The 16,528-nt window shown below is 45.9% G+C and carries 10 protein-coding genes; 6 read left to right on the top strand and 4 right to left on the bottom strand.

Features of this window, described 5'->3' with window-relative positions; genetic code table 11:
* Positions 1-19 precede the first annotated feature (19 nt).
* From ABDW33_RS05410 to ABDW33_RS05395, 4 genes are all read left to right on the top strand, one after another.
* The gene (locus ABDW33_RS05410) at positions 20-2,224 is read left to right on the top strand and encodes a helix-turn-helix domain-containing protein (RefSeq protein ID WP_343689045.1); all 2,205 of its coding nucleotides are present in this window, start codon (positions 20-22) and stop codon (positions 2,222-2,224) included.
* Positions 2,225-2,322: 98 nt separating this feature from the next.
* Entirely contained in the window at positions 2,323-3,351 is a 1,029-nt protein-coding gene (locus ABDW33_RS05405; protein WP_343689044.1) for an LLM class flavin-dependent oxidoreductase, read from the top strand.
* A 206-nt stretch (positions 3,352-3,557) separates the two neighbouring features.
* Positions 3,558-5,534 carry a PAS domain-containing protein gene (locus tag ABDW33_RS05400; protein WP_343689043.1) on the top strand — a complete coding sequence of 659 codons (1,977 nt, stop codon included), beginning with the start codon at positions 3,558-3,560 and terminating at the stop codon, positions 5,532-5,534.
* A gap of 88 nt (positions 5,535-5,622) precedes the next feature.
* The gene (locus ABDW33_RS05395) at positions 5,623-6,216 is read left to right on the top strand and encodes a hypothetical protein (protein ID WP_343689042.1); all 594 of its coding nucleotides are present in this window, start codon (positions 5,623-5,625) and stop codon (positions 6,214-6,216) included.
* A 49-nt stretch (positions 6,217-6,265) separates the two neighbouring features.
* Here ABDW33_RS05395 and ABDW33_RS05390 read toward each other — a convergent pair whose 3' ends face one another.
* From ABDW33_RS05390 to ABDW33_RS05375, 4 genes are all read right to left on the bottom strand, one after another.
* On the bottom strand, positions 6,266-6,823 hold the full coding sequence (locus tag ABDW33_RS05390) for a TetR/AcrR family transcriptional regulator (RefSeq protein ID WP_343689041.1): 558 nt from the start codon (positions 6,821-6,823) through the stop codon (positions 6,266-6,268).
* 28 nt (positions 6,824-6,851) lie between these two features.
* Positions 6,852-11,204, bottom strand: coding sequence for an efflux RND transporter permease subunit (locus ABDW33_RS05385; RefSeq protein WP_343689040.1), 4,353 nt, complete (start codon positions 11,202-11,204; stop codon positions 6,852-6,854).
* 17 nt (positions 11,205-11,221) lie between these two features.
* On the bottom strand, positions 11,222-12,253 hold the full coding sequence (locus tag ABDW33_RS05380) for an efflux RND transporter periplasmic adaptor subunit (protein ID WP_343689039.1): 1,032 nt from the start codon (positions 12,251-12,253) through the stop codon (positions 11,222-11,224).
* 201 nt (positions 12,254-12,454) lie between these two features.
* Entirely contained in the window at positions 12,455-13,366 is a 912-nt protein-coding gene (locus ABDW33_RS05375) for a helix-turn-helix domain-containing protein (protein ID WP_343689038.1), read from the bottom strand.
* 177 nt (positions 13,367-13,543) lie between these two features.
* Between ABDW33_RS05375 and ABDW33_RS05370 the strand changes: the two genes are divergently transcribed.
* Together ABDW33_RS05370 and rhaT are read left to right on the top strand one after the other, a co-directional pair.
* Complete coding sequence (locus tag ABDW33_RS05370) at positions 13,544-15,052, top strand: glycoside hydrolase (protein WP_343689037.1); 1,509 nt, start codon at positions 13,544-13,546, stop codon at positions 15,050-15,052.
* A 315-nt stretch (positions 15,053-15,367) separates the two neighbouring features.
* Entirely contained in the window at positions 15,368-16,426 is a 1,059-nt protein-coding gene (gene rhaT / locus ABDW33_RS05365) for an L-rhamnose/proton symporter RhaT (RefSeq protein ID WP_343689036.1), read from the top strand.
* Positions 16,427-16,528 lie beyond the last annotated feature (102 nt).

The following is a 16,528-nucleotide window of genomic DNA, read 5'->3' as shown; positions in this document are numbered from 1 at the left end:
CTCAACGTAGCACCAGCTTATGCCACAACCGGATCATTCCAATGACCTGTTTCACCTGGCGGCAAATTATATCAACGAAACAAACCGTCATATCTTTCTGACCGGAAAAGCCGGAACAGGTAAAACAACTTTTCTCAAATATATTCGGGAAAACACAACTAAAAATACCGTAGTCGTTGCGCCAACAGGCGTGGCCGCTATTAATGCAGGAGGCGTCACCATGCACTCCTTCTTTCAATTGCCTTTTGGCCCTTATGTACCCTCAGGTGCACACCTGTTTGGCGTAGATAATGGAGTAACGGATACGCATGCCCTTTTCAGAAATATACGCTTCAATTATGAGAAGAAAGAGCTGATTAAGGAAATGGAACTCCTCATCATCGACGAGGTCAGCATGGTACGCAGCGATACCCTCGACGCTATCGACGCTATTCTGCGTCATTTCCGCAATCAGCCAATGGTGCCGTTCGGCGGAGTACAGGTGCTTTATATCGGGGACCTGTTTCAGCTCCCACCTGTAATGCCCGATGATCAATGGCATTTGCTAAAAGATCATTACCAGAGCGTGTTTTTCTTCCATGCACGTGTCATGCAACAGGCGCCACCGATATATATAGAACTAAAGAAGATCTACAGACAAAACGAGAGAACTTTCATCGATATACTCAATGGCGTGCGCAATTGTACGCTCGACTGGGAAGGTATTACCACCCTGAATGAACGTTACGACCCGCAGTTTACCGGAGAAGGCGATCAGTACATTGTGCTTACCACGCATAACCGCAGAGCTGATGAAATCAATGCAGGACGATTGGCTAATATGCCTGGAGAGATCTACAGTTTTACCGGAGAGATCAAAGGAGATTTCAGTGACAAAGCTTTGCCTACTGATATGCTCCTGCAAATCAAACCTGGTGCCCAGGTTATGTTTATCAAAAACGACCTGGCAGAACCACGCCGTTATTATAATGGCAAATTAGCTACAGTAGAGCGTGTGATCGATGATAATAAAATCGTTGTTGTACTGGCCGGTAGCAATGAGTCACTTGTGTTGGAAAAGGAAACCTGGCGTAACATCCGCTACTCTTTGAATAAAACAGAAGGAACAGTCGAGGAAGAAGAAGTAGGCAGTTTTACACAATATCCAATTCGTCTGGCATGGGCAATTACCATACACAAAAGTCAGGGGTTGACTTTCGAGAAAGCCATTATCGACGCCGGCAATGCATTTGCACCAGGCCAGGTATATGTAGCCTTAAGCCGTTGTACTTCGCTGGAAGGACTGGTACTCAATACGAGAATTCATCCGGGAGCCATTCGCACCGATGAAAAAGTATTGGAGTATTCTAACCGCGAAACCGAAGTCGGGAGCCTCTTTGCTAATCTGGAAAAGGAAAGACTCGTATTCTGGGCTGCGCAGCTGATTAAATTGTTTAGTGCGGAAAAGATTGCCTCTGAATTACAAATGCATGCTATCTGGCTACGGGACAAAAAGATGAATGGAATGGAAAGCGCATTGACACTCAGCCGTAACCTGCAGCTGAAAGCAGTGCAGTTACAGGACGTAGGAAATCGCTTCCGTAACCAGCTGGAACCTCTGCTGGATCAGTTGCTCGCTGATGGAGACACCTCTTTGCTGAAAGAAAGGGTGACAAAGGCTGTCGCGTATTTTACCCAGGACATGTATGAAGGACTGATTCAGCCGGTCAGACGCGAGATGTCACTGGTAAAGGATATCCCTAAGATTAAGAAATATACAACTCAGCTGATGATGCTGGAGGAATTCCTATGGAACCGCTTGTTCAGATTCGTGAATGCCAGTTATGGTGAATTACGGTTCAGTGAAGGATTACCTGATTATACCGCTATGCGTACGCCACATCGGGAAAAGGAAAAGGAAAAAACAAAGAAACGCGAAGCCGGCGGTAGCAGGAGAGATTCCGTTGAAATGTTTCGGGCCGGAAAAACACTGGCAGATATCGCAGCAGCGAGAAATCTTGCAGTAAGCACAATAGAAAGCCACCTGGCAGATGCAGTAGGACAGGGGGAACTGGAACTGTCAAAGATATTGAGCGAGGAAAAGATAAACCGGATATTACCGCTTGTCAAAGAGATGGGAGTGACAGCCTCTGCACCTATTAAGGCTAAATTAGGTGATGATGTAAGCTGGGGCGAAGTCCGGGCAGTGCAACAGCACTGGAAGAAGATGACAGCGAAAGACTAGATTTTTACCAGGTGTTTCCATGATTACTACTATCGTAAATTTAATCCTGCCATCCTATCATTATATTCCGTAATTTTGGAACGATAATTCTAAAATATATGGCAGACAGGAAAATAAGACTCAGCGTATTAGATCAATCTCCCATCCGTAAAGGCTCCAACGCAGTTGAAGCCCTCCAGGAATCCATACAACTCGCCCAGTTGGCGGACCGCCTTGGCTTCACCCGCTACTGGCTCTCTGAACACCACAATACCCGCGCGCTCGCGGGCGCAGCACCTGAAATACTCATTGCCCGCCTGGCCGCCGCTACCAAATATATTCGGCTTGGCTCCGGTGGTGTCATGCTGCCTAACCACAGTACACTAAAAGTTGCCGAAAACTTCCGCCTCCTGGAAGCGCTCTATCCCAATCGTATTGACCTTGGGATAGGCCGTGCCCCCGGCGGCGACCGGCTTACGGCTCACTTACTCAATCCTTCCAATAGCTTTGAACCCAGAGAGTTTGTACAACAAATTCATGATCTTGAAGGCTATCTTACTGATAGCGACGCCCTTGGTACCGTTCATGAAAAAGTAAAAGCCATTCCACATATTGATACCTTCCCCGGATTGTGGATGCTCACAAGTAGCGGGGAAAGCGGTCTCCTCGCTGCACGCCAGGGATGGGCTCTATCTTTTGCTCACTTTATCTATCCCGTAGGCGGTCCCCAGGCTGTAAGAACTTATCGCGATCGATTCCAGCCCTCCGTCTTCCTGCCCGAACCGGAAGCGAACGTCGGCATCTTTGTCTTCTGCGCTGATACACAGGAAAAAGCAGATGAACTGCAAGCCATGATGGACTACCGCCTCCTCAGCCTCGAAAAGGGTAAGTTCGATGTTTATCCTACCTGGGAAGAAGTGAGAGACTACGAATACACTGATATGGAATGGCAACGCGTGATGGCCAATAGAGCTCGCATGATCTCCGGGACGCCTAAAAATGTGAAAATAAAACTGCAGAAATTAGCCGATGATTATCAGGTAGATGAGATTGTAGTTGCTACCATGGCTGACAAAGTAGAAGACCGTTTCCATTCCTACGAGCTCCTGGCAGAACAATTCCAGCTGGAACCAAGAGATATCGGTTAATATAATTCTATACGTTCTGATCAACATGCGGATAAGTAAACATCCGCATGCTGATTTTCCCCTTTTATCAATTGAAAAACCAAACTACGCCCCCTTCAATACTCCTCAAAAAAAAATAATACATAAAATCCATATTAACCGGTATACTTGTTGTAGTATCCCGGGTGGCTCCTATATCAGATGCCGGGTTCAATTTAAACTTACGCATGGAAAAGCAATTAGAAACTGGCACCTTCAGGGAGGAAAACAATGAAGAATGGATGCGTCTTGCACTCCTATCTGCCGGTCTGGGTACCTGGAACATGGACCCCTTGAAACAAGAAGTAAGATGGGACGATCGCTGCCGGGAACTATTTGGCTTTCCCGAAGGCCATGTGATTGAATATCAGGATATCCTTAAATACATCCATCCTGACGACAAAGCACGTGTGGACCAGGCTGTTATGACAGCCCTCACCCCCGAGAGCGGTGGTGACTATGCTATTCGCTTCCGTACCATCGGCGCCCGGGACAAAAAACTCCGCTGGCTTGACTGCAAGGGCAAATCTTATTTCCACCCCGACGGTACTGCCTACCGTTTCGCAGGCACTGCGCAAGACGTTACCCGTGAGATTGAAGATCGTGAAAGAGAAGAACTGATGATCGCCCTCGTTGAAAACAGCCCTGATTACATGGCTGCTGCCGACAACCAGGGGCGTTTTTTCTACATGAATACCGCCGGCAAAAAGCTGCTTGGTATTCCCGATGAATTCGATATTACCACACTTGTTAATAAAGACCTCTTTCACCCTGATGATTTTAACTTCATGGGTCAGGAAGTATATCCGGAATTACTCGCCGGCCGCAAATGGTCCGGTCATATCAGTATTCGACATGCTGCTACGAAAGAACGCATACCCTGTTACGGCGACTTTATCGTGATCCGCGAACCCGGCTCTGACAAAATTATTGGCCGGGGCGCCATCCTCCGCGACTTGCGCCCTGCACTCCAGGCGAAGCAGGAACAGCAAAAATTGCTGGCCCTTCTGGAGAATAGCCGCGACTTCGTAAGCCTCTCCGACGAAAATGGCATTGTCTCTTACGTGAACCCCGCTGGCCTGCAACTCGTGGGCCTTGATTCTGTAGAAGAGGCAAAACGCGCTAACACCGAGTTCCTCTTCCCTGAAGTCGTAGACGGCATCATGGAAGAAATCAATACCGCAGTGGACGAAAAAGGACAGTGGACCGGCGAAGTAAACTATCGCAATTTTAAAACAGGCGAAGCGATACCCGTATTCGTCACTACCATGCGTGTCATAGATGCTGCTACCGGTGTCTCTCAGGGCAAGGCTACTATTTCCCGCGATTTGCGTCAGGAAAAGGCGATACGCAAGCAACAGACCGAAAACAGGGCAGAACTCGAGCGCATGGTAGAAATGCGCACCAGCGAGCTAAAAAAGGCCAATATCGATCTGAATATTGTAAACCAGAACCTTGAGCAATTTGCGTATGTAGCAAGCCATGATCTGCAGGAACCCTTACGTAAGATCAATATGTTCTCCGCACTTTTGCAGGATAAGTACCAGGATCAGCTGAATGAAACCGGCATGCGTAATCTCGGCATTATCCGGAACGCCGCTACCAGAATGACTACGTTGATCCAGGACCTGCTGGCATTTTCACGCGTCTCCAGACAAGACCACCTTTTTGAAGCCGTGGATCTCAAAAAGACCATCCAACAGGTACTGGCTGACCTGGATATTCCAATTCAGCAAAAAGAGGCATCGATTGAAATGGACGATCTCTGCACGGTACAGGGCATCCCGCTGCATATGGCGCAGCTCTTTCATAACCTGCTCAGCAATGCACTGAAATTTACCCATTCTGAAAAACAACCACAAGTAACCATACGTAGCCGCAGACTCTCTAACGCTGAAGTTGCAGATCATCCGCAATTACAAAACGGTATGCCTTACTGCGAAATTCGTGTAACGGACAACGGTATAGGTTTTGCTCCGACCTACGCGAAAAAGATCTTTGTAATTTTCCAGCGGCTGCATGGCAGAGGCGAATACGAAGGCAGCGGTATCGGACTCGCATTGTGCCAAAAGATAGTGACTGCACATCACGGAGTGATCTACGCGGAGTCAGAAGAAGGGAGGGGGGCAACATTTATCGTGATCTTACCGGTATTTACCAGTTGATAGCCAGTCAATTACCGTTTTCTCTTCATATATTACATATTTATTATAAAATATTCATATTTTTGTAATAAATAATAGATCCTTTCCTATGAAGAAACTTTTGCTGCCGGTTATCATGATCGCGATTGCAATCACAGCCTGTACCAAAGAAGGGGCTACGGAAGGGGGTTCAACCAATAACCCCGATACTACCGTTGTTACCACGCCTGTTGCAGGAGCTGACAGTGTTGTCATTTTCCAGGACGTTAATATTGGTTGGAGCCCGAATAGCAGTACTTACGGCCGTGTATTTTCATCCAAGACAGGGGCCGTTTATTTGGACAACGCCATTCCTGATACAATGGGTAAATATATCGATCTTGCATTTAACTATTTCGGAAGCATTCAAATGAATTTCCTGAGTGCTAATGATGCATCTTTTGACCTGAAAATAACAGGTGCAAAGACTACGCTGGTGCGTAACTATGTACCCACCGATACCTTTGCACTGGCGGCTTTCGATACATTGACTCATGCGGTGACGCTGCAGAAAATGTATATCACTGATGATGGTGCTTCATTTGGTGCTACCAATCTGCCTCTGTTGGTGTTCTTTAAGAATGGCAATGGAAAAAAAGGGATTGTGAAAGTAAAGAGTCTGGCATCAGACCACATCATTGCCGATGTAAAAGTTCAATACTAATAAAACGTATAAAAAAAGGCGCTTTCCTTCAAAGGGGAAGCGCCTTTTTTTATATAAAATGTAATCCCTTAGTATTGACTACACCGCTTATGAACACACGGTGCATCTCCTTTAATAGAAATTTATCTTGGTAAACTGCCTGCACCTGGTGATAATAGAGCCTGGTGAGTAAGAGTTTATCTATATCTGCTTTATAAATCCCCTCCGATAATCCCCTTTCTACATTCTGAATAATAAAAGGAAGGAGCTCTGTGTCCCGAAAGTAAGATAACCGTAGCCACTGCGTTGTATAATAAGTCTCTAATTCAGTTATCAAAATGGGTGAGACCAACGCAAGTGTCTCTTCTATAAAACTGAAGTAACTTTGTAATTCAGTGATCGCATTAAAGGATAATGATGGGATCATACGCAAATGCCTTCCGCTTTTACCGATCCACTCAGCAATGATGCGACTGATAAGTGCTTCCTTACTTTCAAAATGGATATAGAATTCGCGCTTTTTTATCTGACAACTATTGCTGATGTGATCGATGTTAATTGCCCGTACACCTTGTTCAGCGAATAGACCGGTGGCAATTGTCATGATCCGCATCATTTCCTTTTTCATGGGATATGTATTGTTTTTGCCTGAAAACTTATAAACGACCAATGGACTTTTTATATCCAGCTTCATTGATCTTATACTCGACCTTTGCATCTATCAGGCTACTATAAGCCTGCTGCCAGATTACCTGAGCTTCCTGCACGTCTTTGCCTGTAATGGTTCCTGCTTTAAAGCGATCATTTGCGAGCTTCAGATTTTCATCTGCCTGCTGTAATGATAACATCGACAGGTTTACCTTTTGGGATGACTCGTTCAGCGACAAATAAGCCTGTTGCACCTCCAGGTCGACCAGCTCCTTGGTGTCAATCAATTGTTGTTCCTGTGCGGCAAGTTTCAATGTTTGTTCCTTCACTTTACCGGATCTCTTCCCCCAGTCGAAGATCGGAATGCTGATATTCGCTAATCCGAAATATGATCCCATAAAGTCGCTGCGATCTTTAATATTCACACCCTTGCCGGCAGAGGCAAAGCCGCTAAGACCGATGCCTATTGTTGGTAATGATTCAGCTTTCAGCAATCGCTTCTGCAACTGTCCTGCTTCAATGGCCTGATGTAATAACTGAATCTCCGGTCTGTTGTCGCCGTTACCTTGCTGTGCTTGTGTCTGAAAGTCACCGCTGATACTATCCGCAATTGAAAAGCTTGTATTCCCGGGCATACCTGTCAGTTGTGCCAGGCGTAATTTAGCCAGCACCAGACCATCTTCTGCTTTAGTGATATTCAATTCCGCCTCATTCAGATTCACTTCTACTCTCAACAGGTCATTCTTATAGATCAGTCCTGCATCATAGGAGTTTTTTAAATCCTGGTGCAGCACTTGTAACATGTCTCTGAACCGATTTGCCAATACAATTTTTTCCTGTACCTGTATTACCTGCCAGTAGGCTGTTTCCACATTCAATAATACCTGTGAAGTCGTCAGCACATGTTGCGTTTCCCTGATTTCCACACCTTTGTCGGCGGCCGCTTTGCCAGTCTTGATTTTCCCCCCTGCATAGATCGCTTGCGAAGCAGTAACGGTCGCGCTCCCGAAGTAATCTGGTATCGCACCATTCAGCGCCCCGCCGATTGGTTTTCCCAGATATACGCCCAGTACAGATCCGTCTATCGTAGGGTATGCATTTGCTGCAACCGACTTAGCGGCTGCCCTGGCTGCATCTATTTCATATTTCGCCGCTTTCAGCTGCCTGTTTTGTTCCAATGCCATCTTCCGGCAATCAGTTAATGATAGATTACCTGACTGAGCATGCAATAAGAAAGGGCTGCATATCAATCCAATGATTATTACAACAGCTTTCGATGGCTTATACTGGATCTCAGGAGTACCGCTGGTTTCATGCGGAGGACGCACAAACAGGTAATACATTACCGGGATCACAAACAGTGTCAGCACCATAGACACGATCAATCCCGATGCCAGCACACTACCTAATGGCGCCCATAACGGAGACTTACCCAGGATCATTGGTACTACCCCAATTGCCGCTGCCGCGGAGGTGAGGAAGATTGGACGCATACGGCGTTTCGCAGCAGCCAACGCAGCAGCTTTAATGGTGTACTCATGGTCTCTTACCAATTCGTCCGCATAATCCACGAGTATGATACCGTTCCTTACCACAATACCGATCAGACTGATAATACCCATGAAAGCAGTCATCCCCATTGGATTGCCTGTAATATATAATCCTAAAAATGCGCCTAATAAACTTAACGGGAAAGTTGCCAGGATGATCAGCGTTTTACCAAAAGTTTTGAACTGGAAGAGCAACGTCAACAGAATTAATAACAAGCTCGTACCTAATGCCAGACCCATGCCTGGTGCGTTATCTGCTGATGATTCTGCATCTCCGCCATATTCAATATGCACGCCGTCGGGCAACGATAACCTGGCTATTTCTGGTTGCACTTTCTTTAAAATTTCAGAAGCTCTGATACCTCTCTGAGCCTCGGAAAGCACGGTAAGTGTACGCAGACCATTTCTATGCGCTATCACGCCCGTATGCCATGAAGGGGTAATATCAGCTACCTGTTTTAACAGTACTTTGTTGACATGCAGGTTCCCCAGGTCACTGAAATTTGTTCTGTTTACAGTATCTAACCGGAGATAAACAGAGATAGGTTTGTCGCCCTCCCAGAGCTGTGTCACTGCAAAGCCCTTGAGCCCCGCACCCATAGTCTGTGTAATTGCCTGATTAGGCACATTTAACCGCGCCGCCTCATCTTCCTTTACTTTCAGGCTAATACCAAGATAATCATCCTCATAGTCAGAGCGTACCCAGTTGGTACCTTCTGCATGTTGTAAAATATCGATCACCTGTGCCGCTACTTTTTTCTGATCATTAAGGTTATCACCTACTATGCGTACGGCAATAGGAGATCCTTCCTGCATACTTAACTGACGAAGGCGTACGTAACCGTCTGGTAAATATTTGTCGAAAATAGGCAGGTATTCTTTCACCAGTTCATTGGTGGCGTCACTGCTTACAGTATTAATAAAGACCTGTGCAAAGTTGCGCCGTGGCATTTCGGGTGCATAAGTCACGTTGAAACGGGGTGAACTGGTGCCAATAAAACTGGCGGTATTTACCACACGTTTGTCTTTTTTCAATTCTGCTTCTACCGCTGTCACGACCTTTTCTGTTTCTTCCAGTGAAGTCCCGTTAGGCATCCAGATTTCTGCATTGAACTGTTTGCTTTCACTCAGGGGGAAGAATTCCTGACTCACGTTGTTTGCCAATACCAAAGCGAGTACAAGTGCCAAGACCGCAATGGAGATTGTGATTTTGGGAAAGCGAAACGCAATCTCAATTCCTTTATTAAATGTCTCCTGCAGCCTGTCCAGGAGACTACGTTTATTGCCCCTGGTACTCATCTTATGTTTCAACCCCTGTTTGATAAAGACATAACATGTATATGGCGTTAAAAGCAAGGCAACTGCCATGGAAGTAATCAGTGCTACTGCTACAGTCACCGGCAACGCGGCGATAAAATCCTTCGCGATACCAAACATAAAGATGGCCAGTGGTGCAAAGGCGAATATGATGGCCAATGTAGCCGTAAAGATGGGCAATGATAGCTGTTTTGCTGCCTGCCAGGCGGCCGTCCACGGAGTGATGTCTTCATCCAGTTTTTCAATATAGTTGTCCACCACTACAATGGCATTGTCTACCACCATCCCAAGTACAATGATCAATGCTGCCAGCGTAACCTGGTGCAATTCTATCCCCATGATATTGATAAGGCCAAAGGTGATCAGGATAGATATGGGCGCCGCTACAGATGCTACCGCTGCTACGCGGAATGGCAGTAACAACATTACGACCAGGATGACGGATCCAATCGCTAATCCGAACTCGCGCATAAAGTGTTTAATACTTTCATCTACCACCTCAGGCTGGTTCACAATCGTATTGATCTGGATGTCATCCGGTAATTTGGATTTGATGGCTGCCAGCTTTTCTTCGATCGTATGGCCGAATTTTACGATGTTATTCCCGGGTTGCATTTCAATTGCCAGCATTAACACGCGATCATTACCTACACGAATGTATGAAGAGGGTTCTTCATACCTGCGGGTAATCGTCGCAACATCTTTCAGTCTTACAACAGTGCCGGTCGGCGTGGTATAAATGATCTGCTCCGCAATGTCTTTTTCCGTCTTATACTGACTATTTGTAAATACCGGAATCGTATTAGAGCTGACAGTCATTTCACCAGAATAGGCAGTTACGTTCTCCATTTGCAGGGTACGTACGATAGTAGAGAGGTCAAAGCCATACTGTTGCAGCTGTTCATCGTTTACGGTTACATAAATCTGCTGTTGCTGACCGCCCGAGCGATTGATCTTCGATACTTGCGGGATGACTTTCAGTCCGTCTTCTATCTTATCCATGTACTTCTCCAGCTCAGCATATTTGCGGATAGGAGAGGAGACTGTAATGATCTGGGCGGTGACATCGCCGAAGTTGCTGTTTACAACGGGGCCTATTACACCGGAAGGAATATTTGACCTTAAAGCAGTATTCAAACCGTGTTGCAAGGTATTCCAGAACTTCTTACGATCTTTTACTTCGGTATGCAGATTAACGGTGATGAATACCTGTCCATCTTTCGTTTGTGAAGTCGTTTTCTTCTTGTCTATTTCTTCGTAGGAGAACAGGAACTGTTCGATCTTATTAGTTACCTGTTTTTCCATTTGCACCTCATCAGCGCCCGGATAGAAAGCATATACCATGGCAACCGGCATATCTATTTTGGGGTTTTCCGAGCGGGGCATATTCAGCAGCGCATAAAGTCCGAGCAGGAGCAACATGCCCATGGCTACCAGCGTCACCTGTTTATATTTCATAGCGGCTTCGATGAAGCCGATCTTTTTTCTTTTCATGAGCCTGGTTTAAATGATTATTCAACTGTCACGATACTACCATCTTTGAGATGTGACTGCCCGTTGGTGATCAGCTGATCTCCTTCCTGTAAGCCACTTGTGATGACAACATTGTTGCTGCCAGTAAGTATGCCTGCGGCAACTCGTTTGCGGATGGCTTTATGCTGTTCATTGGCGATGTACACATAGGTGAGGTCATCTGCATCTCTAACAATGGCTGTCGCCGGAATAGAGATGGTATTGGTCATTTTGCCTGTGTTGATGAGTACATTTGTGAGCATGCCGGGTAACAGGCGATTATTGCTGTTGGCCAGTTTGATTTTGATGGTATAGGTTCTGGATATCGCATCAGCCTGTGGGTTAATGATAGCGATTTTTCCGCTAAGGGTATCTTCCAGTGTAGCGATATAAACTTTAGCGTCCATGCCGTTTCTGATCGCTCCGATTTCGCTTTCAGGCACCGTAATTTTTGCAGTTACAATATCAGTTTTGATGATGGTAAAGGCAGGAATGCCCGGGGCTGCGGTACTTCCTTTTTCTATTTTGCGGGCGGTGATGATACCGGAGATTGGCGCGTATAATTTGCTGTCGGCAATATGTTTAGCATTAATACTCTTATTGGCTTGTGCCTGCGCAAGCCTGGATTTGATTTCTATATAATCTTTAGCTGGCAGACTTCCCTTCTGATAAAGTTCATTGAGGCGCTTGTACATGTCTTCGGCCTGTTCCAGCGAGGCATTCGCAATAGCCAGTGCATTGTTATATTCGGTGGCATCAATGCTGGCGAGTAATTGTCCCTGTTTTACGTGATCCCCTTCCTGCACACTGATATTATTAACTGTGCCAGCTACGGCAAATCCAATGTCAGCAGCGTTGTCAGGTTCGATGGTGCCGGAGTAACTTAATAGCTGCGGAAGCGGGTCCTTCTGAACGCGGATGGTTTTTACTTTTACAGGATCGGACTGTGGCTTTTTATCAGCCTTTGTACTACAGCCTGCAATCAGGATAACCATTAGAAATAATGATGCCTGTCTTACAATCAATGTCATAAAATTGGTAATTGAAATTTGAACAGATGATTTCACTGCACAAAGTTGGATGTAATAAAGCGGAGAAAAAGGTTAGAAAATCGGCAAAATTGGTCTGAATGTCGGTTCGGTTTTTTTGGCTGGAAATAACAAGGCCGGAATATGATTATTCCGGCCATTCCTTAAACCTACAACTGTTACACTGTGTTGTAACAACTAAACTTAATATTTTCTCTGGATCTGTCTGTATTCTTTGGGAGAATGTCCGACAAATCTTTTGAAGTATTTTCCGAAGAAGGACTGATCACTGAAATTCAGTTCTTCTGCTATCTGGAGAATACTGAGTGGCGTATCGCTGAGCATGCGTTTCGCTTCGAGTATCACAAATTGATCAATAATTTCTCCTGCTGTGTTGCCCGTAATTTCTTTCACGGTTTCAGTCAGGTACTTGGGTGTCACGTGCAATTGTTCGGCAAAGGCCTGCACGTTCCTTTGTTTTCTGAAATGTTGCTGTACATTTGAAGTAAAGGCCATGACCAGGTTCTCTTTGCGTGAGAAGTCGGCATGATTGAACTTAGCATATTTCTGTCCCATTCCTGCCAGTTCGTATAGTAATGTAGCGAAAGCATGATAGAACAGCTCTTTGCCATAAGAATGCGTATTGTATGCTTTAGTACGATGCAGCATTATATCGAAGATGTCGGCAATTGCAGCAGCATCCTTGCTATCCAGTTGCCAGTGCGGACAATACTTCGTACTGAAATAATTCATAAGATCAAGCATTTTGTCGGCAAAGATCTTTCCTATGAATTCGACAGTGGCAGAGATCCCGCAAAGAACGGTATCTTCATCCATTGCGATCACCTGTTTCAGTGCATGAGGCGTAGCCAGCAGCAGACTGTTAGGCGTCATAATGTGTTCTTCCAGGTTGATAGAGATCGTGAGACTACCTTTTACAACCAATATGATGCTAAGAAAGTCAGACCGAAAGTTATTCCGGAAGACAGGGATATCCATGTACTGAAGGTTACAGTTGACGGCAAAACCGGGAATTGTTGCCTGTACGTCAATTTCTGTATCCTGCAGGAGCTCTGCATGTTTATATACATTCGCAGTTTGTTTTTTACCTGCCATGCCTCATAATTGTGGTCCTTGAATCCGGAAGTAAAGTTCTGGTAATAAATTTATAACAAAAGGTTCATTAGTCGGCAAAACTGGTCAAAAAGTCGGTTGGCGTCCCCCTTGTTTTCATTGTCTGATTGACAATTAAAAATATTATTCCTACCTTGGATCGAATTCATGTGAATATAAATGAAACGGTCTCGCTTTACAATCATGCTGCTCATGACGGCTGCCTTTGCCCATGCCCAGCAGCGTATTACAATTGATATCAACAGGAAGGCACAGGTGATAGATAATATTGGAGCCTCTGGTGCCTGGTTTTCGGAAGGTATAGGTAAATACTGGCCATCTGAGATCCGGGAGCAGATGGCCCGGTGGCTATTTAGTAAAGGTTTTAAGAAGGACGGGGCACCGGAGGGAATCGGCCTTTCAGCCTGGCGGTTTAATATTGGCGGCGGAACAGCGGAGCAGGGAGACAGCAGCGGAATCAAGGATTTCCGGAAACGTGCCGAGTGTTTTCTGAGCCCGGACGGCAAATATGACTGGTCAAAACAGTCAGGGTACCTATGGTTTACAAGAAAGGCAAAGGAGTATGGTGTGGAGACCCTGATTGCATTTTCCAATACGCCGCCCGTGTGGATGAATCAGAATGGGCTGGGGTATAAGACGGAGAAAGATCACCGTTCGAATCTGAAGGTAGATCAGTATGATGCTTATGCGGATTTTCTCACAAAGGTGTATCAGCATTTCGATAAGGAAGGGCTGCATTTTGATTACATCAGTCCTGTGAATGAACCTCAGTGGGACTGGAGTCATCCATATGGAGATGCCGATCAGGAAGGGAGCGCATGGACGAATAGTGAGGTGGTACGAATAGCGGGCGCCCTGGATACAGCGCTGACACGTGCGCATGCAAATACGAAAATACTACTTTCTGAGGCCGGGCATTTAGCGTATTTATATGCGAAGGATGGCACAGCATCGCACCAGATACAGGCCTTGAAATCAGGTGGTGTTTACAATCTTTCGCATGTACCGGCTATTATAGGCGGGCATAGTTATTTCACTGATGATGGTGATAGCAGCAGACGGTCTGTTCGTGTTCATTTAGCTGATACTGCTGCCAGATATGGTCTGCAGTATTGGCAAACAGAATACTCGATGTTGGCAGATGGCTACAAGGAAGGACATAAAGGGCCGCGCACAGCAATGGATTGTGCGTTGTTCCTGGCGAAGGTGATCCATGACGATTTCGTATATGGGAATGCTTCGGCGTGGCAGTTCTGGAATAGCTGGGAACCGGGAAGAGCGGATATGGATACGAGGTATTACCTGGTGGCACTGCATCCGAAAGATAAGACCTATAAGGATGGCACGGTAACCGCGGTAAAGAATCTGTGGGCGTTGGGTCAGTATAGCAGGTTTGTACGTCCGGGCATGCAGCGGGTGATAGCTGAGAGTGGGGATGCTTCGCTGCTGGTGAGTGCGTATGTAAGTAAGCACCAGACGGTATTGGTGTGTGTGAATGATGGCGTGGAACCAAAGGCAGTAAATATGGCTGTGAAAGGCAGGAAGTTTAGTAAGGCCAGGTATTATTGTACAAGTAAGGATGAGGATATGGGAGCGCACGTTGTACGTGGGAAAAATGAACAGATTGAACTGCCAGGGAGGAGCATTGTGACGGTGGTGATGGAGTAGGAGGCGTAAGAAATATTTTCAGGTCCGTAAAACCATGGTTTTACGGACCTTTTTGTTTGTGATAGTATTAATTGGAGGAAATAAACAGAACATTAACAGACGGTGGAAGTATGGATGAGATCGGAAAGGAAGTAAGACAGCCCGTTGCTGCAGCTACGCCCTGTGGTAACGGGCTTTTTCCTGCATGTCCTTACCTCAGTAGGAAGGTATAGGACAGTTCGCCCACTGCCATTCCATACATTTGACGGATCAGATAGTGTAGCCACTATTCAAAGTTCCACAGTTAAACTAGATAAAAACCACAATTCCACATTTATGCAAGCTATTCTTGGTGTTTTTTTTCATTTCGTCGGAGGTTTTGCCTCGGGCAGTTTTTACATCCCTTTTAAAAAAGTCAGGAACTGGGCCTGGGAAAGTTATTGGATAGTAGGCGGATTTTTTTCATGGCTGATCGTGCCCTTCCTGGCCGCATGGATTACCATCCCTGATTTCATGAGTATTATCCGCGTCACCGACGGCACTACATTATTCTGGACCTATTTTATGGGTGTACTATGGGGCATCGGCGGTCTCACATTTGGGCTTACCATGCGCTACCTGGGTATGTCCCTGGGGATGTCTGTTGCATTAGGTTATACCTCTGCCTTTGGCGCACTGATCCCGCCTATTTACAGGGATCTGTTTACAGGCGATACGGCCCACACCTTTTCATCCATGGTTCACCACATCAGCGGACAACTGGTTCTCGCGGGTGTACTCGTTTGTCTCCTCGGAATTGCCATCTGCGGAAAAGCCGGGATGATGAAAGAAAATGAATTGTCTGACGATGAGAAAAAGGAAAGTATCTCAGAATTTAACCTCAGGAAAGGATTGATCGTGGGAACCGTTTCGGGTATCCTCAGTGCCTGTTTCAACTTCGGTATTGAAGCTGGTAAACCCATGGCTGCGATCGCCATACAACAAGGTGCCAATCCGCTGTTCCAGAACAATGTCATTTTCGTGGTATTGCTTTGGGGAGGTTTAACAACTAACCTGTTCTGGTGCCTGTTGCTGAATACGAGGAACAAAACTTTTAGTGATTATACCAATAAGAAAACACCGCTGGCTGGCAACTATTTCTTTGCTGCACTGGCTGGTACCACGTGGTTTTTTCAGTTCTTCTTTTACGGAATGGGGGAGAGCAAGCTGGGCAACGGCGCAAGTTCATGGATTCTGCACATGGCATTTATCATAATGATCTCAAGCCTGTGGGGTATTACCCTGAAAGAGTGGAAGGGGGTGAGTAAGAAGACTTTTGGAACGATACTCGCCGGCGTATTGACCATCGTTATTTCAGTATTGCTGGTGGGATATGGTAACTCATTGGCAGAGTAGCAGGAGTGTATGTATTGGCGAAATGGACACCAACACATTGACAGGATATCACGTTGGTGTATTAGCATCCTAAAATACCAATCATCTGCCTCAACGGGAGTT

This window comes from Chitinophaga sp. (assembly GCF_039596155.1).
Lineage (GTDB): Bacteria > Bacteroidota > Bacteroidia > Chitinophagales > Chitinophagaceae > Chitinophaga.
Note: the sequence above shows the minus strand (reverse complement) of the source record. Positions and strands in the feature narration are given on the sequence as shown.